The following is an 18,781-nucleotide window of genomic DNA, read 5'->3' as shown; positions in this document are numbered from 1 at the left end:
TTAATTAAAGTATTAAACAATTTATTTATTAATGGAAAACTTAAAGAACGTAGCTCCTAAACGGTGAAGCGGTAACAAACGCAAGCCACGAAGAACTTGAAAAAGCTTACGACGGTACGCTTAACAAAGTTAACGACCGTGAGGTTGTTGACGGAACCGTAATCGCAATGAACAAGCGTGAAGTAGTTGTGAACATCGGTTACAAATCAGACGGTATCATCCCTTTGAATGAATTCCGTTATAATCCTGACCTGAAAGTAGGTGATACAGTAGAAGTATACATTGAAAATCAGGAAGACAAAAAAGGACAGCTCGTTCTGTCACACAGAAAAGCCCGCGCTACTCGTTCTTGGGACCGCGTGAACGCTGCTCTGGAAAATGAAGAAATTATCAAGGGTTACATCAAGTGCCGCACTAAGGGTGGTATGATCGTTGACGTATTCGGAATCGAAGCATTCTTGCCGGGTTCTCAGATCGACGTTAAACCGATCCGTGACTATGATGTATTCGTTGGCAAAACAATGGAATTCAAAGTTGTTAAGATCAACCAGGAATTCAAAAACGTTGTTGTTTCTCACAAAGCTCTTATCGAAGCCGAATTGGAACAACAGAAGAAAGAAATCATCGGTAAACTCGAAAAAGGACAAGTTCTTGAAGGAACTGTTAAAAATATCACATCTTACGGTGTGTTCATCGACCTTGGCGGCGTAGACGGTTTGATCCACATTACAGACCTTTCTTGGGGACGCGTTAGCGATCCGAAAGAAGTTGTTGAACTGGATCAGAAACTCAACGTTGTTATCCTTGACTTCGATGACGAAAAGAAACGTATCGCTTTGGGTCTGAAACAACTTACTCCGCATCCATGGGATGCTCTTGATCCTGACTTGAAAGTTGGTGACAAGGTGAAAGGTAAAGTTGTTGTTATGGCTGACTACGGTGCATTCATCGAAATCGCTGCCGGCGTAGAAGGTTTGATCCACGTTTCAGAAATGTCTTGGAGCCAACACCTGCGTTCTGCACAGGACTTCATGAAGGTAGGCGACGAAGTAGAAGCTGTTGTGCTTACACTTGACCGCGAAGAACGTAAGATGTCTTTGGGTATCAAACAACTGAAACAAGATCCATGGGAAACTATCGAAGAAAAGTATCCTGTTGGTTCTAAGCATACTGCTAAAGTACGCAACTTCACTAACTTCGGTGTATTCGTAGAAATCGAAGAGGGTGTAGACGGCTTGATCCACATCTCTGACCTTTCTTGGACTAAGAAAGTGAAACACCCGTCAGAATTTACTCAGATTGGTGCTGACATTGAAGTTCAGGTATTGGAAATCGACAAAGAAAACCGTCGCTTGAGCCTTGGTCACAAACAACTCGAAGAAAATCCTTGGGATGTATTCGAAACTGTATTTACAGTAGGTTCTGTACACGAAGGTACGATCATCGAAATGTTGGATAAGGGTGCTGTTGTAGCTCTTCCTTACGGTGTAGAAGGTTTCGCAACTCCGAAACACCTTGTAAAAGAAGACGGTTCACAAGCTCAGCTGGATGAGAAACTTGAATTCAAAGTGATCGAATTCAACAAGGACGCTAAGAGAATCATCCTGTCTCACAGCCGTATCTTCGAAGATGTAGCTAAAGCTGAAGAAAGAGCTGAAAAGAAGGCTGCTTCCGGTGCTAAGAAGACATCTAACAAGAGAGAAGATTCTCCGATGATCCAAAACCAAGCTGCTTCAACTACACTGGGCGACATCGACGCTCTTGCTGCATTGAAAGAACAGTTGGAAGGAAAGAAATAATAAGAAGTATTTCCAGATAAATAAAAAGGCGTTCCGGTTATTCGGGACGCCTTTTTGTGTTTACGGATATGATGTCGTATGAAAGAGGAACTGAATTTTATATGGATAACAGGGATGATAGAGACAGTCTATTGTAACTTTTTTCTTTATTCTTTGCAAGATTGAATCTGAAATACTCTATCTTTGCATGAAATGGAAAAATTTGAGCTACATATATTAGGATGCGGTTCCGCTTTGCCTACCACGCGCCATTTCGCGACGTCTCAAGTCGTGAACTTGCGTGAAAAGTTGTTTATGATCGACTGTGGAGAGGGTGCGCAGATGCAGTTGCGCCGCTCCCGGCTGAAGTTTTCCCGTTTGAATCATATCTTCATCTCCCATTTGCATGGCGACCATTGCTTTGGCTTGCTGGGGTTAATTTCTACATTCGGGCTGTTGGGCAGGACTGCCGATTTGCATATCCATTCCCCGGAAGGACTTGAAGAACTGTTTGCCCCGATGCTTGCCTTCTTTTGTAAGACGCTGACGTATAAAGTACTCTTTCACGAATTTGAAACGAAAGAACCGGCACTTATCTATGACGACCGTTCGGTGACGGTAACTACGATCCCCCTGAAACATCGTATCCCTTGTTGCGGATTCCTGTTTGAAGAGAAGCAACGCCCGAATCATATAATCAGAGACATGGTGGACTTTTACAAAGTTCCTGTCTACGAGTTGAACCGGATTAAGAACGGGGCGGATTTTGTCACTCCCGAGGGAGAAGTGATTGCAAACTCCCGCCTGACACGTCCTTCGGCTCCGGCGAGAAAATACGCTTATTGTTCCGATACAATGTATCTGCCTAAGATTGCCGGACAGATAAAAGGAGTAGATTTACTTTTCCACGAATCAACCTTTGCACAGACGGAACAGGCACGTGCTAAGGAGACTTACCATACAACGGCTGCGCAAGCTGCCCAACTGGCTTTGGACGCAGAGGTGAAACAATTGGTTATCGGACATTTCTCAGCTCGTTATGAAGATGAATCGGTATTGCTCAATGAAGCGGCGGCTATCTTCCCGCAAACGATATTAGCGAAAGAAAATCTATGCATTGACGTTGACGGAGGAACTGCGCATGAAAAGTAAAAGACTTCTATGGGGTATGGTGATAGGATTGATAGCTTGTCTGGCAGCCTGTAAAAAAGAGCAGCCTCAATCTCCGATACCCGATTCTCCGGCTTCCTTGCAGAAGTTGTTCAATCCCGCTTATCAAATCAGTACGGACAGCATACACCGGATGATTCGCTCATATCTGGACGAGAATAAACAAGTTACTCCCTGGGACTCGGCTCTAGTAGCTTATTATCAGGAGAAAGATGAATTCTTCTGGCTGAATGATTCTCTGGTATCCGATAAACCGGCTACACAGCCAGCAGACTCTCTGTTATACTGGTTAGGAAATATCTCGAAACATGGCATTCATCCGGGGCTTTACCTTACAGATAGTATTCGTAACGATTTGGAGCAAATACGTACCTTGCAACTGCAAGGGAAAAAGACAATGAATCGCTTGCTGGCCGACGTGGAATATCGGTTGACATCTGCTTACCTGTCCTATGTTTGCCGACTGAAGTTCGGCTTTCTGCCTCCCGAACGGAGGTGGAACGATTCGATCGATCGGATTCCTTTAAAACGCTGCGACAAAGAGTTTGCATTGGCAGCTCTCGATTCTCTGCGGATAGATGCAAATGCGGCTTTCCGACGGGCGCAACCTTCCTCTCGGTTTTATAAAAAGATGCAGGAAGAACTGGAACGCGTGAACTCTTGGGGCGAAACGGATACGACAGATTATTACCGAAACTGCCTGCTGGTGAATATGGAACGTGCGCGTTGGCAATATGCATTGGAGAAGGGAAAGAAATACGTGGTTGCCAATACGGCCGCCTTTATGCTGCAAGCTGTCAACGAAGAAACGGATTCCATTTTGGAAATGCGTATTTGTGTGGGAAGTGTGAAGAATAGGACTCCGCTGTTGTCGAGTAAAATCTACTATATGGAATTGAACCCATATTGGAATGTTCCCCAAAGTATTATCAGGAAAGAGATTATCCCTACTTACCGCAGGGATACGACATACTTTACCCGTAACCGGATGAAGGTATACGATAAAAATGGCACGCAGGTAGATCCGCATAGCATTAAATGGGCGAAGTATGCAGGAAAAGGCGTTCCTTATACGGTGAAACAGGATAATAAAGCCGGTAATTCGTTGGGGCGTATTATTTTCCGTTTCCCGAACCCTTATTCCGTTTATTTGCATGATACGCCTTCCAAGTGGGCTTTCAGTCGGAAGAACCGCGCAGTGAGTCATGGTTGTGTCCGTCTGCAAAAAGCGCTCGACTTTGCATTCTTCCTGCTGAAAGAGCCGGATGAATTGTTGGAAGACCGTATCCGCATTGCCATGGATATCAAACCGGTAAGCGAGGAAGGAAAGAAATTGCCTATCAGCGCGGCTTACCGTGAACTGAAGCATTACAGCCTCGAACAATACATACCTTTATTTATAGATTATCAAACCGTCTATCTGTCGGCCGATAATAATATGCGGTATTGTGAGGACATTTACAATTATGATCCGTCTTTATTAGAGGCGATGAAAAGCCTGAATTTGAAACCATAAATAAAAACATACAGAAAACGAGAGACTATGACACCTTACAATGAACCCGAGGTTCTGAAACTTCTCCAGGAGGAGAGTACGCAGCGGAAAGGCTTCGAAATAATTGTGGCGCAATACAGCGAACAATTATACTGGCAAATCCGCCGAATGGTGCTCTCGCACGAGGATGCGAACGACCTCCTGCAAAATACTTTCATCAAGGCATGGACGAATATCGACTACTTCCGTGCCGAGGCGAAGTTGTCTACCTGGCTCTATCGTATTGCGCTGAATGAATGTCTTACTTTTCTGAACAAGCAGCGTGCTACAACGACCATAGCTATTGACGATCCCGAAGCGATGATTGTGCAGAAACTGGAAAGTGACTCCTATTATTCAGGAGACCAAGTGCAGTTGCTCTTGCAAAAGGCATTGCTGACTTTACCGGAAAAACAGCGCATGGTGTTCAACCTGAAATACTATCAGGAGATGAAGTACGAAGATATGTCGGAGATCTTCGGAACATCGGTCGGAGCGCTGAAAGCATCGTATCATCATGCGGTGAAGAAAATAGAGAAGTTTTTAGAAGAAGTAGATTAAACCTTTTAAACCGGACAATGTCTAAAGAAAAGAGAGGAGAAAAACGTATGAAAGAAGAAGATACCCTATTGAAGAAGCTGGGAAAGGAAAATTCCTTCAAAGTTCCCGAAGGTTACTTTGAAAACCTGACTTCAGAGGTGATGAATAAACTTCCCGAAAAAGAAAAAGTAACTTTGAAGGAAGAGCCTGTCAGCACATGGACAAGACTGAAACCATTGCTTTATATGGCAGCTATGTTTATAGGTGCGGCTCTTATTGTACGGGTGGCATCGACAGACCATAAATCTGTTGCGACAGATGATGTGGCAGTGACAGAAGTGGTGGATACTGAAGTAATATCTGATGAGATGATTGATGTGGCACTGGACCGTGCCATGCTGGATGATTATTCGTTATATGTTTATTTGAGTGACGCGAGTGTAGAATGATTTATTAAAACCGATTGAATACAGAAAATGAAAAAAGTAATCGCATTAGTCGTTTTGTTGTGTGGCTTTATGCCTGTTCTTTGGGCTGCCGACGGGTGTGACCAACATCTGTCCCGTGAAGAGTTCAGGGCGAAACAAAAAGCATTTATAATAGAACAGGCAGGCTTGAGTAAACAAGAAGCTGCCAAGTTCTTTCCCGTTTATTTCGAACTTCAGGATAAAAAGAAAAAGCTGAATGACGAGTCATGGGATTTGATGCGTAAAGGTAAAGATGATAAGACAACGGAAAGCCAATACGAAGAAATAAACGAGAAAGTTGCCAATAACCGTATCGCTGCCGACCAACTCGATAAAACCTACCTGAGCAAGTTCAAGAAGATTCTTTCCAGTAAGAAAATATTTCTTGTACAGCGGGCGGAAATGCGTTTCCACCGGGAAATGATAAAAGGCATGAACCGCAAGGGTGGCGGAAACGATTCGAAAAGGAAATAATGATGAAAAACAGAGGCTCTGTTTCGTGCAAACAGACGCTCTGTTCAGGTAAAATAGAGGCTCCGTTTCACTGAAACAGAGCCTCTGTTTTTTTGTTTATAAGGGAGGTTTATAATCCTTTCTTTTTTGCTTCATTCCAGATCGCGTCCATTTCTTCAAGAGACATATCTTTCAGGTTTTTCCCTTCTTTAATGGTATGTTCCTCCAGATAGTTAAAGCGGCGGATGAATTTCTGGTTGGTACGTTCCAAGGCATTGTCGGGATTGATTTTATAGAGGCGTGCCGCATTGATGAGACTGAACATGACATCTCCGAATTCAGCTTCCGCCTTGTCCTTGTCCATGTTGGCTACTTCCTCCTGAAATTCACCGATTTCTTCTTTCACTTTATCCCATACTTGTTCCCGTTCTTCCCAGTCGAAACCGACATTGCGTGCTTTATCCTGAATGCGGTATGCCTTGATTAACGAAGGGAGGGCGGCAGGGACTCCGCTTAACACACTTTTGTTTCCGTCTTTCTCCTTCAGTTTCAACTGTTCCCAGTTTTCGGAAACCTGTCCTGCCGTTTCCGCCTTGACTTCTCCGAATACGTGGGGGTGACGGAAAATCAGTTTGTCGCAGAGCTTGTCGCAAACATCCTTGATGTCGAAATCTCCTGTTTCCGAGCCGATCTTGGCATAGAAAGCGACGTGCAACAGGACATCTCCCAACTCTTTACAGATATCCTTCTTGTCATCTCTCATCAGGGCATCGCAAAGTTCGTAAGTTTCTTCTATCGTATTGGGACGAAGGCTTTCATTTGTCTGCTTGCGGTCCCACGGACATTTGACCCGCAATTCGTCAAGTATGTCCAGGAAGCGTCCGAAGGCTTCCATTTGTTCTTGTCTGGTATGTGACATAATCAGTTTATTTTTTTAGAATGCTGCAAAGTTAGTTTAATCCTGCTACACAAAAGAAAAATTTCTTATTAATTATCGGTTCTTCCACTCTTGATAGGAAATCAGTAATCCTATCACCTCCGAATAGTTTCGGCGACCGCTCTCTATCTTGTTCCCTTTCAGGTAAAGGTCGTATATCCAGTCCTGCACAGCACCGACGACCGGGCTGTATTTGGCGGCCCAATATGTCTGATTGGCCTTCGCTAGTTCGATAATCTCCGGGCGGATACGTTTCAGGAGTTTCGCGTATTCTTCTTTCGGCAGCAATCTTTGCGCATTTCCCAGTACATGATTGAGCACGGAGAAATATCCGGAGAAGCGAATGCCCATGGCTTGCGAGCGGGTACAAACCTGATATGCATAGAAATTTGCTTCCGCTTCGCTGGTGATACCAAGCAGGTGGGCTAGTTCGTGGGCGTAAGTAGCCGGATAATTGGCCGGAAGTAAATCTCCGTTGAGTGTAAACTCACAAAAGAAAGGTCCCATGCTGCCGGTGACTCCCACCATTGAAATAAACGGAGTAAACATCATTGTTTTTACTCTCGGGGCATCATGTGGCGGACGGTGAACGCCCAGACTGTCGCTTAACTGTTTGTATAGCCGTACGGTTTCTTCCCGGATCAAATCCCGGTTAATACTGTTTATGGGAGTGTACGAACGGTTCAGTCGGGTAATATATTCGTTCACGAACTTCTGAAAATTCTCGGGTGTGTAGGCGGTATACGGAATTTCGGTCCGTTGGTAAAAGTTCTTTTGAGAATAATTCAATCCCCAGGCAAGATAGAACCATACATACACCCACAACAGGTATTCGCCGTCGCGCAGCAAAATCTTTTTCCAAGGTGTCTTCTTGCGCAGGCGGGCGTAGATCGGATAAATAATGATTCCGGCAATGCTGAGAAATATAAATAGATCTCCTATGGCGAAAGGAAACAGGTTCGAAAAAGAGGATAGAATATAGGAAAAGCAGGGGTAGACTGTTTGCGAATAAAACGTCGCCAGAGCAGGAATTAATTGAGTCAGCCACACCAGGCCCAATAATACTCCCAGAACTAAATATCTAACATTTGGCTTCATTTTCATCATTTGTCTACTATTGGTCAACAAAAATATGCATTAAATAAACGTCGCGCGAAAAAATACCTCTATATTTGCAAAAAATCTGTTAACAGTGACTTTATTCCCCGTGTGATAGAGGCGATTGTTGAACATAAACCGGATAAAAAATGGCTACGACCGAAGAAATTGAGAAGTATTGCCGGAATTGCGTGTCGCGTGATTTTGTGAATGGAAAAGGCCTTGTATGTTCTCGCACCAGAGACCTTCCTGCATTTAAAGAGGAGTGCGAAAGTTTTCAGAAAGACGAAGAACTGGAGAAAATGGCTCCGCCCAAACCGGATGACTTCCCTGTAACGTTGACAAGAGAAGAAATGCTTGCCGAAGAAAATCTGCCGAAGGGTGTGTTATATGCAGTTATCGCTTGTATAGTGGGTGCGGCGGCATGGGGATTAATATCTGTTTCTACCGGCTATCAGATAGGATATATGGCTATCGGTATCGGTTTTCTGGTGGGTTTCGCCATGCGGCAGGGAAAAGGGATACGTCCTGTTTTTGGAATAATCGGTGCAACGCTGGCTTTACTTAGTTGTGTGTTGGGTGATTTCTTTTCTATCATCGGATATATTGCCAAGGATTATGATATGTCCTATACGGATGTATTGTTTGGAGCAGACTATGCTGAAATCTTCTCTTTGATGACCGAGAATCTGGCTTCCATGACTATCTTATTTTATGGATTTGCTGTTTATGAGGGATATAAATTCTCATTCCGTGCACAGAATCAGCCCGAGGGTGGTAAGATTTGAATTTTAATTATTAATTTTGCACCCGTTATTTTTGAATATACATTATCATATACATAAAACAATATGGAATTAGCAAGTAAGTACAATCCCGCCGACGTGGAAGGAAAGTGGTACCAGTATTGGCTGGACAATCATTTATTCAGTTCAAAACCCGATAGTCGTGAACCTTACACTATCGTCATTCCTCCTCCTAACGTCACCGGTGTGTTGCACATGGGACACATGCTTAATAATACCATTCAGGATATTTTGGTTCGTCGTGCCCGTATGGAAGGCAAGAATGCCTGTTGGGTACCGGGAACTGACCATGCTTCTATCGCTACCGAAGCAAAAGTAGTAAATAAACTCGCTGCTCAGGGGATCAAGAAAACTGACCTGACCCGTGACGAGTTCCTGAAACACGCATGGGAGTGGACCGACGAACATGGAGGAATCATCCTGAAACAGCTTCGCAAGCTTGGTGCATCGTGCGACTGGGATCGTACTGCCTTCACAATGGATGAGAAACGCAGTGAAAGTGTAATCAAAGTATTTGTCGACCTATATAATAAAGGATTGATTTATCGCGGTGTCCGCATGGTAAACTGGGACCCGAAAGCATTGACTGCCCTTTCTGACGAAGAAGTTATCTACAAGGAAGAACATGGCAAACTGTATTACCTTCGTTACAAAGTGGAGGGTGATGCGGAAGGTCGTTATGCAGTAGTGGCAACTACCCGTCCGGAAACAATCATGGGCGATACTGCTATGTGTATCAATCCGAATGACCCGAAGAATGCGTGGTTGAAAGGAAAGAAAGTGATCGTTCCGTTGGTAAACCGTGTGATTCCTGTTATCGAAGACGATTATGTAGACATTGAGTTCGGTACAGGTTGTCTGAAAGTGACTCCGGCTCATGACGTGAATGACTATATGTTGGGTGAAAAGTACAATCTGCCCAGCATTGACATTTTCAACGACAACGGTACACTGAGTGAAGCTGCCGGTATGTATATCGGTATGGACCGTTTCGATGTTCGTAAGCAGATTGAGAAAGACCTCGAAGCTGCCGGTTTGTTGGAAAAGACAGAGGCTTATACAAATAAGGTAGGATATTCGGAACGCACGAACGTGGTGATCGAACCGAAACTGTCTATGCAGTGGTTCCTCAAAATGCAGCATTTTGCAGATATGGCGTTGCCTCCTGTAATGAATGATGAATTGAAATTCTATCCGGCGAAATATAAGAATACCTACCGTCACTGGATGGAAAACATCAAGGACTGGTGTATCAGCCGTCAGTTGTGGTGGGGACACCGTATTCCTGCTTACTTCCTGCCGGAAGGCGGTTACGTAGTGGCAGCCACTCCCGAAGAAGCCTTGGCGAAAGCAAAGGAAAAGACAGGCAACGCAGCTTTGACAATGGAAGATCTCCGTCAGGACGAAGACTGTCTGGATACGTGGTTCTCTTCCTGGTTGTGGCCTATTTCTTTGTTCGACGGTATCAACAATCCGGGTAATGAAGAAATCAAATATTATTATCCGACAAGCGACCTGGTGACAGGGCCGGATATCATCTTCTTCTGGGTAGCCCGCATGATTATGGCCGGATACGAATACGAAGGACAAATGCCGTTCAAGAACGTTTATTTCACAGGTATCGTTCGTGACAAGCTGGGACGTAAGATGTCCAAGTCGCTCGGTAACTCTCCCGATCCGTTGGAACTGATTGATAAGTACGGTGCCGACGGGGTACGTATGGGTATGATGCTTTCGGCTCCTGCCGGAAACGACATCCTTTTCGATGATGCACTCTGCGAACAGGGACGTAACTTCTGTAATAAGATATGGAATGCTTTCCGTCTGATTAAAGGCTGGACCAATGCCGAAGGTTCGATTCCGGTACCTGAAGATGCTCATCTGGCTGTTCAGTGGTTCGAACAGCGACTGGACGCTGCTTCAGTTGAAATGGCCGACTTATTCTCAAAATATCGTTTGAGTGAAGCGTTGATGTTGGTTTACAAACTGTTCTGGGACGAATTTTCTTCCTACTTGCTGGAGATTGTGAAGCCGGCTTACGGTCAACCTATCAATGGATTTATTTATTCAATGGTTATCAATTGCTTCGAACGTCTGCTTGAACTGCTTCATCCTTTCATGCCGTTTATCACGGAAGAATTGTGGCAGCAACTGCGTCAACGTGAACCGGGTGCGAGCTTAATGGTTACCCGGCTGAGTGAGACATTCGAAGTGAATGAGAAATTCCTCCAGGAGTTTGAAGTTGCCAAGGAAATCATCAGTAATATTCGCAGTATCCGTTTGCAGAAGAATATTGCCATGAAGGAACAACTCAGATTGCAGGTGATAGGTAATCATCCGGTAGAGAAACTAAATTCGGTTATCATGAAGATGTGTAACCTGTCATCTATTATGGTAGTGTATAACAAGGCGGAAGGTGCTGCCTCTTTCATGATAGGAACAACAGAATTTGCCGTGCCGTTGATTGATATGCTTGATATAGATGCGGAAATCAATCGTTTGCTGGCAGAACTGAAACATAAGGAAAGTTTCTTGCAGGGAATTGTGAAGAAGTTGAGCAACGAGAAATTCGTGAACAATGCTCCGGCAGCCGTAATCGAACTTGAACGCAAAAAACAGGCAGATGCGGAAAGTATTATCAAATCTTTGAAAGAAAGTCTTACCATTTTGTTGAAAAGATAATCACTTGATACTTAATTTTATGCAATACAAAGGCATCCCGCTAGATTTGGGATGCCTTTCTTTTTTAGATTGAATTTTAATGCTATCTTTGTTCTCTCTTTTAATATCACCGACAAATGAAGCAAACACTACGGATTATTATACTTTGCTACTCCTTCATTCTTTTTGAGGGGCTTCTTTTTTCCATGTTGGCAGATACCGGAAAGGCGGATAAAGAAGTATTGGTCTTGAATTCCATCAATTTCAATTTACCTTGGTCGAAACATTTTTACTGGTGCGTACATGATGAACTTCAGCAGAGGGGTGTTTCTGTTAAGGCGGAATCATTGTCTGTTCCCGCTTTGTTGGATACAATGGAAGTAAATGCGGTGATTACCCGTCTGCGCGAGAAGTATCCAGTTCCGCCTGCCGCAATAGTACTGATTGGTGATCCGGGTTGGATTGTCTGCCGTGAGTTGTTTGATGATGTCTGGAAAGATGTTCCCGTGGTAGTGACGAATGCCCGTGACCGTTTGCCGGCTTCGGTGGAAATATTGCTGTCTCACGCTCCGTTGACAGAAGCAAACAGTGTTCCGGCTAAAGAATGGAGGCGGGGATATAACATTACCACTCTAAAGCAGCATTATTACATAAAAGAAACGATAGAGCTGATTCGTCAGTTGATTCCTGATATGAAACGTCTGGCATTTATTTCAGACGACCGATATATTAGCGAGGAGACTCGTTGTGATATGAAAGAAGTCGTAACCAAGTATTTCCCGGATTTGCCATTGGAACTGCTTTCTACCACTCAACTGTCAACGGAAGCGTTGCTGGATACTCTGCACAGCTATAAATCGAATACCGGAATTATTTATTATTCCTGGTTTGAATCACACAATAAAGATGATAATAATTATCTTTTTGATCATATTCAAGATGTGATATCCAATTTTACTCCATCTCCTTTATTCCTGCTGTCGTCCGAAGATTTGTCTAACAATACTTTCGCAGGCGGATATTATGTCTCGGCGGAGTCTTTCGGGCAGTCTTTGCTGGAGATACTTTACCGGATTCTGGACGGAGAACAAGCCCGGAATATTCCGGAAACTACTGGTGGAAAGGAGAATGCCTATCTGTGCTATCCGGTGTTGGAGGAACATAATATCCCTTCTTATCGTTATCCGAAAGCAGCTGTTTATATCAATCAGCCCCAAAGTTTCTTTCAGCAACATAAAGTCGAAATCCTTGTCTGCATAGCTATATTGGTGATTTTGGTAACGGCTATTACCTATTATATCCGTATTCTTCGGAAAGCGTACAGCCGTTCAAGTGAAGCTATGGAAAAGGCGGAGCAAGCCAACCAATTGAAGTCTGCTTTTTTGGCTAACATGAGTCATGAGATACGTACCCCGTTGAATGCTATTGTTGGCTTTTCAAATATGTTACCGGAAGTTGATGATCGTGAGGAAATGCGGGAATACACAGATATTATTGAAACAAACACTAACTTGTTGCTTCAACTGATTAATGACATTCTGGATATGTCGAAGATTGAAGCCGGGACATTCGATTTCTGTCCGGCGCTGATTGATGTGAATCAGACAATGGAGGAAATAGAGCAAAGTATGCAGCTGCGCTTGAAGAATGATGCGGTAACTTTCACTTTTTGCGAACGTCTGCCGGAATGTATGCTTTATATAGATAAGAACCGCCTGATGCAGCTACTTTCTAATTTTATAGTTAATGCCATAAAGTTTACCAAATCCGGCAGTATCCGTATGGGATACCGTATGAAAGATATTAATACGATCTATTTTTATGTTTCGGATACGGGGTGCGGTATGTCGCCCGAACAATGCCGGCACGTATTTGAACGTTTTGTGAAATATAACCCGTTTATTCAGGGGACAGGACTGGGACTTTCCATTTGTCACATGATTGTCGAGCATTTGAAAGGGGAAATAGGCGTTAACTCAGAAGAAGGAAAAGGTTCTACTTTCTGGTTTACGTTGCCTTACCGAAAAGGGTAAATTTTGTATTAAGGAAATAGAATCGGCAGTAGTAACGGAAGATAATCTTTCAAGTCCGTGCGCAGTTGCTTCAAAGCTTGCTGGATACGGTAATCTATTGTTTTGGGTGATACTCCCAGTGTTTCGGCGATCTCTTTGTAACTCATGTCCCGGAAACGGTGCATCACAAAAGATTCCCGATAGCTTTCGGGTAGCGCTGCGATAGCCTCCTCAATTCGTTTGGTCAGTTCTTCCATCTGATAGTAGTCCGTATCTTGCAGCATTTCCTGCATTTCTTCATAAAAACGGGTATCGGCCCGTTGGGTGGCGTCGATATGCGCGAGTTTGTTTAAAGCCCTGCGGTACACCATTTTGAAAAGGTAGGAACTCAGTGAAGATTCAATGACAAGAGTTTCCCGGTTTTCCCAAATCCATAAAAGAGAGTCTTCTACAATTTCTTCCGCATCCTCCAGATCAACAAACCGATGACCGTATGCACAAAGCATCGGATAATACTTTCGAAACAGCGTGTCGAAAGCTTTTTGATCTCCGTGTCGGACGGCTGATAATAAGAAATCGTTTTCTGAGCGGTAGGTTTCTTTCATGTATTAGTTTTGTAAATTCACTGCAAATATAGCTTTTTTATAAGAAAACAAAGATTTTCTGAAAAAAAATGGATTTTAGTTTAGGAATCTATCCGGAGTCTCCTGTCTTATAATAAAAGACAAGAAAAAGAGGATATGGACAAACTTGATAAAAATAAAATAGACGAATTACTTCCCCGCTATTGTGAGGGACAAGTGACAGAAGAAGAACGTCTGCTGGTTGAGACTTGGATGAACGAATCGGAGGAGAACCGGCGGGTAGCCAAACAGATTCATTCGCTTTATCTGGCTACGGATACCATTCATGTAATGAAGAAAGTCGATACGGAAAAAGCGTTGTCGAGGGTAAAAGGCAGGATAACAGGTAGAAAGAAAACGATGTGGTGGGAATGGGCACAACGTGCGGCCGCAGTTCTGTTCATTCCACTTCTCGTTGTTCAGTTGGTGCACTATTGGGGAGGAGACGAACAGGAACTGGCACAAATGTTGGAAGTAAAGACCAATCCGGGAATGACCACTTCATTAACTTTATCGGATGGAACGGTAGTCTTCCTTAATTCAGAATCACGCCTGACTTATCCTTCACATTTCAACGGAGATACACGAAACGTAACCTTGCAGGGAGAAGCCTATTTTGAAGTTGCCAAGAATCCCGAAAAGAGATTTATCGTTTCCACTTCTCATCAGTCGCAGATAGAAGTGCTGGGTACACATTTTAATATAGAAGCCTATGAGAAAGATGATAAAGTGCTGGCAACACTGGTGGAAGGAAAGATAGGATTCATCTTTACACAGGATAATGTGTCGAAAAAGGTATTAATGGATCCGGGACAAAAACTTGTTTATGATTCGAGAGATTGTAAAGTGCAGCTTTATGCCACTTCCGGTGAATCGGAAACAGCATGGAAAGAAGGAAAAATTATATTCAGGAACACTCCTTTGGAAGAAGGCTTACGAATGTTGGAGAAACGATATAATGTAGAATTTATAATTAAGAATGACCGCTTGAAAGGAGACTCGTTTACAGGAACATTCACGAATCAACGTCTGGAACGTATCTTAGAGTATTTCCAACTTTCCTCCCAGATTCGTTGGCGGTATCTTGATTCTCCGAATATAAAAGATGAAAAGAGTAAGATAGAAATATATTAATTGATTTACCTTAAAACGAAAAGTAATTGTATGAAAGACAGACCCCCTTAAATGAAAAACATACGGGATGATATTGGCGTATCTTCCCGTATGGAAACCAGTAAATCTTTTTAATGCTTGTTTGGCGACAAGCTTAGATAAACTTTTTATTAACTTTAAGTCATTACAAATTTATGCAAAATTATTTTAGCATCCAATTTTTATGGGTGATAAAGTCGCTTTGGCTAACCTCAAAAAAAATCCCATTATCTATGAGACTATTAGTTTTGTTCTTAGTATGTTCTATCGGACTAAGTTATGCAGCCGATAGTTACGCTCAGAAAGCTATGATCAGTATCGATGTTCATAACCAGCGTGTGGAGGATATTTTGAAAGAGATTGAAGCGCAGTCGGATTTTGACTTCTTCTTCAATAACAAACATGTAGATTTGAATCGTCGTGTTTCTGTGTCTGCTGATAAAAGTAATATTTTCAGTGTGTTGAAGGAAATCTTTGCCGGTACGAATGTGAAGTATTCGGTGTTGGATAAGAAAATAATATTGTCTGTTGAAGCGCAATCACCACAGCAGGAAAAGAAAGTAACAGTATCGGGTACGGTACTGGACACTCATGGTGAACCGGTAATCGGAGCTAGTGTATTGGAGAAAGGCGTACAGGGAAATGGAACGATTACAGACATTGACGGTATCTTCAAACTTTCCGTATCTTCATCGAAAGCACAATTGGATATTTCCTATATCGGCTATCAGTCACAGACTGTTGCGGTGCAAGTCGGTAAAAATCTAAAAATCATTTTACAGGAAGATTCCAAACAATTGGAAGAAGTAGTAGTGGTAGGTTATGGTACACAGAGTAAAAAGACATTGACAGGTGCTGTTTCTATGGTAAATATGGGTGATGTAGAAATGAATACTGTTCCGAATGTATCTCGTGCATTGGCAGGTAAGGCTGCCGGATTTCGTGTAAATCAGATCTCTGCGCAACCTGGCGGTGAGGCTAAATTCCGTATTCGTGGTGAGGCTTCTACAGGAGCAGGTAACGACCCTTTGTTTGTTATTGATGGTTTTCCGGTATCGTCTTCCGGTAATTTAAGTTCGGGGAACGGCTATTATGAATCCGGTAATATTGATAATGTGCTGGAGTCTTTGAATCCGGATGATATTGAATCAATTTCAGTTTTGAAAGATGCCGCTTCTACGGCTATTTATGGAGCACGTGCCGGTCATGGAGTTGTTCTGATTACAACAAAACGCGGTAAGAGTCAGAAGCCCAGAGTGACTTATTCCGGTATGGGATCTGTGCAGGTAGCCCGTTCGAATTATAAGATGCTTGATACTCGTATGTATATGGATATGTATAATAAGCAGCAGCACGAGGAGTGGCTGAAGTTGAATGGAATGGGGATTTATAAAGGATATGTGGAGAAACCGGATACTCCGCCCACTCAATATAAACCAGCTTTCAATAATGATGAGATATTGTTGGCAAGTGGTACTGATTGGCTTGATGCGGTAATGCGTAACGGATATACGCAACAACACAATCTTTCTGTTAATGGTGGTACGGAGAAAACCCGTTATTTGGCTTCCGTCAACTATATGGATCAAGAAGGTATTGTCAAGAATAATGGTGTCAGCCGTTTTTCTGCCCGTTTAAATCTGGATCAAGAATTAAGTAAATATGTATCTTTCGGATTAACCGCTACTTACTCACAGAATAAGTATGATAACGTTCCTTTAGGAGATAAGGTTAATGAATATTCAGGTGTGTTGACCGGTGCTATTCAGTCCAATCCTACTATTCCTATTTATGATTCTGAAGGGAATTATTTTATTGACCCGAAACGTCCTTTTGTTGCGAATCCGGTTTCTTTGTTGGAAATAAAAGATAATACGGTAAAAGATCGGTTGATCGGTTCAGCATTTGTTTCAGTAAAACCATTGAAAGAATTAGAAGTGAAATTACAGTTGGGAGCTGACCGCAGTTTCCAGAAACGTTCCAGTTATTTGCCTAAGACAACTTTGCAAGGGGCAAATAAGAATGGAAGGGCAGATATTTCACAAGAGACAAGCACTACTTATCTAATGGAATTGACCGCTCAATATTCTAAAAGTTTTGGTGATCATAATCTGAAAGCTATTGGTGGTTATTCATTCCAAAAGTTCAAGAATGACGGATTCAGTGCCGGAAATTCAGATTTTCTGGTGGATGGATTTGGGTATAACAGTTTGGGGTCGGGTAATTATAAAAAGCCTTCTGTCAGTTCATGGGCTTCTATAAATAGTATTGCTTCTTTGTTTGCCCGTGCTAATTATTCTTACAAAGGAAAATATTTGTTGGAAGCCACGGTACGTGCTGATGCTGCATCTAATTTTGCACCGGAAAATCGTTGGGGATATTTCCCTTCTGTATCAGCAGGTTGGATGATTAGTGAAGAAAATTTCATGAAAGGGGCTTCTAAATGGTTATCCATGTTGAAATTGAGAGCTTCTTATGGACAGACCGGTAATTCTAATGTCGGTTATCGTATTTATGATTATTATGAGGTAGGAAGAAATGCCATTATTGGAGGCGCGGAGTCAACAGGAGTATATGCTTCGGATTTGGGAAACAAGAGTATCACTTGGGAAACAACTACGGAATTTAATCTTGGAGTAGACTTTGGAATATTTAATAACCGGTTTAAGTTGGCTGCCGAGTACTTTAAGCGTAAAATAACAGATTTGTTAGTGACAAACAAGCCCTTGCCATTTTATAATGAGGTAAATAAAATTGCAGGAAATATAGGATCAACGCAAAGCCAGGGTGTGGAAATCACATTGAATACAGTGAATATTGTTACAAAAGACTTTGAATGGGATACCACATTGACTTTATCGCATTATAATGACCGTTGGTTGAAACGTGATCCGAACTGGAAGCCAAGAGCCTATGAAAAAGAAGATGACCCGATACGGGCATGGTGGGAATATGAAGCAATCGGTATCCTGCAACCGGGAGAGAAGGCACCGGATGCCCAGAAAGATTTGGTTCCGGGAATGATGAAGTTGAAAGATCGGGATGGAAATGGTGTGTTAGGAGATGAAGATAAGGTCTATATGGGGAATGGTGATCCGAAAATAATCTACGGTTTGAACAATTCATTCCGCTATAAGAATTTTGATTTGAATATCTATTTTTACGGAGAAGCGGGTAGAAAGCGGGGAGCCAGCTATTATGAAGGTTGGACACGCATGGATAATGGTATCAACGTTTCCACTTACGCATTGAAAGCGTTCAGTAGTAATAACTTGACAGCTACTGATCCTACCTACGTGAGAGGGGGAAACGGTTGGGGAGACTATTACGTAAAATCTATCTATTACGTTCGTTGCGGAAGTATAACATTGGGATATAAAGTACCGATCAGCCAAAAGATCGTGAATAATCTTCGTGTATATGTAGATGTGAACAATCCGTTTGTGATTACCAATTGGACAGGGCTGGATCCTGAAACGGATAACGGAACTTATGCATATCCGAATGTGACCTCTTATAATTTTGGTGTATCAATATCTTTCTAATAAGT

Annotated in this window: 13 protein-coding genes and 1 pseudogene; 11 read left to right on the top strand and 3 right to left on the bottom strand. The window is 42.7% G+C overall.

Going from position 1 to position 18,781, the window contains the following annotated elements; genetic code table 11:
* The first annotated feature begins 31 nt into the window (after positions 1-31).
* The 6 genes and pseudogenes from rpsA (at position 32) to BHV72_RS01540 (ending at position 5,963) form a co-directional block, all read left to right on the top strand.
* Positions 32-1,799, top strand: a pseudogene (gene rpsA, locus BHV72_RS01565) (30S ribosomal protein S1).
* Between the two features lie 192 nt (positions 1,800-1,991).
* A complete protein-coding gene (locus tag BHV72_RS01560; RefSeq protein WP_022042555.1) occupies positions 1,992-2,930 on the top strand; it encodes a ribonuclease Z in 939 nt (312 codons plus the stop codon).
* A complete protein-coding gene (locus tag BHV72_RS01555) occupies positions 2,920-4,464 on the top strand; it encodes a L,D-transpeptidase family protein (RefSeq protein ID WP_195651808.1) in 1,545 nt (514 codons plus the stop codon). The genes BHV72_RS01560 and BHV72_RS01555 overlap by 11 nt, the downstream gene beginning before the upstream one ends.
* 27 nt (positions 4,465-4,491) lie before the next feature.
* Positions 4,492-5,043, top strand: a complete 552-nt coding sequence (locus BHV72_RS01550) for an RNA polymerase sigma factor (protein ID WP_005677479.1) — start codon at positions 4,492-4,494, stop codon at positions 5,041-5,043.
* A 47-nt stretch (positions 5,044-5,090) separates the two neighbouring features.
* Positions 5,091-5,471, top strand: a complete 381-nt coding sequence (locus BHV72_RS01545) for a hypothetical protein (RefSeq protein ID WP_122295093.1) — start codon at positions 5,091-5,093, stop codon at positions 5,469-5,471.
* A gap of 27 nt (positions 5,472-5,498) precedes the next feature.
* Entirely contained in the window at positions 5,499-5,963 is a 465-nt protein-coding gene (locus tag BHV72_RS01540) for a hypothetical protein (RefSeq protein WP_005680180.1), read from the top strand.
* A gap of 109 nt (positions 5,964-6,072) precedes the next feature.
* Here BHV72_RS01540 and mazG read toward each other — a convergent pair whose 3' ends face one another.
* Positions 6,073-6,861, bottom strand: a complete 789-nt coding sequence (mazG, locus tag BHV72_RS01535; RefSeq protein ID WP_022042553.1) for a nucleoside triphosphate pyrophosphohydrolase — start codon at positions 6,859-6,861, stop codon at positions 6,073-6,075.
* A gap of 72 nt (positions 6,862-6,933) precedes the next feature.
* Positions 6,934-7,986: a DUF3810 domain-containing protein gene (locus BHV72_RS01530; protein ID WP_122270703.1), complete on the bottom strand. Its 1,053-nt coding sequence runs from the start codon at positions 7,984-7,986 to the stop codon at positions 6,934-6,936.
* A gap of 140 nt (positions 7,987-8,126) precedes the next feature.
* On the opposite strand from BHV72_RS01530, the gene BHV72_RS01525 reads away from it, so the two are divergent.
* The 3 genes from BHV72_RS01525 to BHV72_RS01515 all read left to right on the top strand — a co-directional run bounded on the left by BHV72_RS01525 (position 8,127) and on the right by BHV72_RS01515 (position 13,477).
* Complete coding sequence (locus BHV72_RS01525; protein ID WP_005677486.1) at positions 8,127-8,765, top strand: hypothetical protein; 639 nt, start codon at positions 8,127-8,129, stop codon at positions 8,763-8,765.
* 63 nt (positions 8,766-8,828) lie between these two features.
* On the top strand, positions 8,829-11,465 hold the full coding sequence (locus BHV72_RS01520) for a valine--tRNA ligase (protein WP_005677487.1): 2,637 nt from the start codon (positions 8,829-8,831) through the stop codon (positions 11,463-11,465).
* A 116-nt stretch (positions 11,466-11,581) separates the two neighbouring features.
* Positions 11,582-13,477, top strand: coding sequence for a sensor histidine kinase (locus tag BHV72_RS01515; RefSeq protein ID WP_055172874.1), 1,896 nt, complete (start codon positions 11,582-11,584; stop codon positions 13,475-13,477).
* Between the two features lie 8 nt (positions 13,478-13,485).
* Here BHV72_RS01515 and BHV72_RS01510 read toward each other — a convergent pair whose 3' ends face one another.
* Positions 13,486-14,061: an RNA polymerase sigma-70 factor gene (locus tag BHV72_RS01510; protein WP_005677489.1), complete on the bottom strand. Its 576-nt coding sequence runs from the start codon at positions 14,059-14,061 to the stop codon at positions 13,486-13,488.
* A 135-nt stretch (positions 14,062-14,196) separates the two neighbouring features.
* Between BHV72_RS01510 and BHV72_RS01505 the strand changes: the two genes are divergently transcribed.
* Complete coding sequence (locus BHV72_RS01505; protein ID WP_005677491.1) at positions 14,197-15,213, top strand: FecR family protein; 1,017 nt, start codon at positions 14,197-14,199, stop codon at positions 15,211-15,213.
* 173 nt (positions 15,214-15,386) lie between these two features.
* Positions 15,387-18,776, top strand: coding sequence for a TonB-dependent receptor (locus BHV72_RS01500; protein WP_005677492.1), 3,390 nt, complete (start codon positions 15,387-15,389; stop codon positions 18,774-18,776).
* The last annotated feature ends 5 nt before the right edge of the window (positions 18,777-18,781 follow it).

It is taken from the genome of Bacteroides sp. 43_46 (genome assembly GCF_001915455.1).
Taxonomy (GTDB): Bacteria; Bacteroidota; Bacteroidia; order Bacteroidales; family Bacteroidaceae; genus Bacteroides; species Bacteroides caccae.
This window is presented reverse-complemented; position numbering and strand designations above follow the sequence as displayed.

Excerpts from the sequence above, each read along its gene's own strand:
- BHV72_RS01560 (WP_022042555.1), top strand. The coding sequence starts at position 1,992 with ATGGAAAAATTTGAGCTACATATATTAGGATGCGGTTCCGCTTTGCCT.
- BHV72_RS01555 (WP_195651808.1), top strand. The coding sequence starts at position 2,920 with ATGAAAAGTAAAAGACTTCTATGGGGTATGGTGATAGGATTGATAGCT.
- BHV72_RS01550 (WP_005677479.1), top strand. The coding sequence starts at position 4,492 with ATGACACCTTACAATGAACCCGAGGTTCTGAAACTTCTCCAGGAGGAG.
- BHV72_RS01545 (WP_122295093.1), top strand. The coding sequence starts at position 5,091 with ATGAAAGAAGAAGATACCCTATTGAAGAAGCTGGGAAAGGAAAATTCC.
- BHV72_RS01540 (WP_005680180.1), top strand. The coding sequence starts at position 5,499 with ATGAAAAAAGTAATCGCATTAGTCGTTTTGTTGTGTGGCTTTATGCCT.
- mazG (WP_022042553.1), bottom strand. The coding sequence starts at position 6,861 with ATGTCACATACCAGACAAGAACAAATGGAAGCCTTCGGACGCTTCCTG.
- BHV72_RS01530 (WP_122270703.1), bottom strand. The coding sequence starts at position 7,986 with ATGATGAAAATGAAGCCAAATGTTAGATATTTAGTTCTGGGAGTATTA.
- BHV72_RS01525 (WP_005677486.1), top strand. The coding sequence starts at position 8,127 with ATGGCTACGACCGAAGAAATTGAGAAGTATTGCCGGAATTGCGTGTCG.
- BHV72_RS01520 (WP_005677487.1), top strand. The coding sequence starts at position 8,829 with ATGGAATTAGCAAGTAAGTACAATCCCGCCGACGTGGAAGGAAAGTGG.
- BHV72_RS01515 (WP_055172874.1), top strand. The coding sequence starts at position 11,582 with ATGAAGCAAACACTACGGATTATTATACTTTGCTACTCCTTCATTCTT.
- BHV72_RS01510 (WP_005677489.1), bottom strand. The coding sequence starts at position 14,061 with ATGAAAGAAACCTACCGCTCAGAAAACGATTTCTTATTATCAGCCGTC.
- BHV72_RS01505 (WP_005677491.1), top strand. The coding sequence starts at position 14,197 with ATGGACAAACTTGATAAAAATAAAATAGACGAATTACTTCCCCGCTAT.
- BHV72_RS01500 (WP_005677492.1), top strand. The coding sequence starts at position 15,387 with ATGCAAAATTATTTTAGCATCCAATTTTTATGGGTGATAAAGTCGCTT.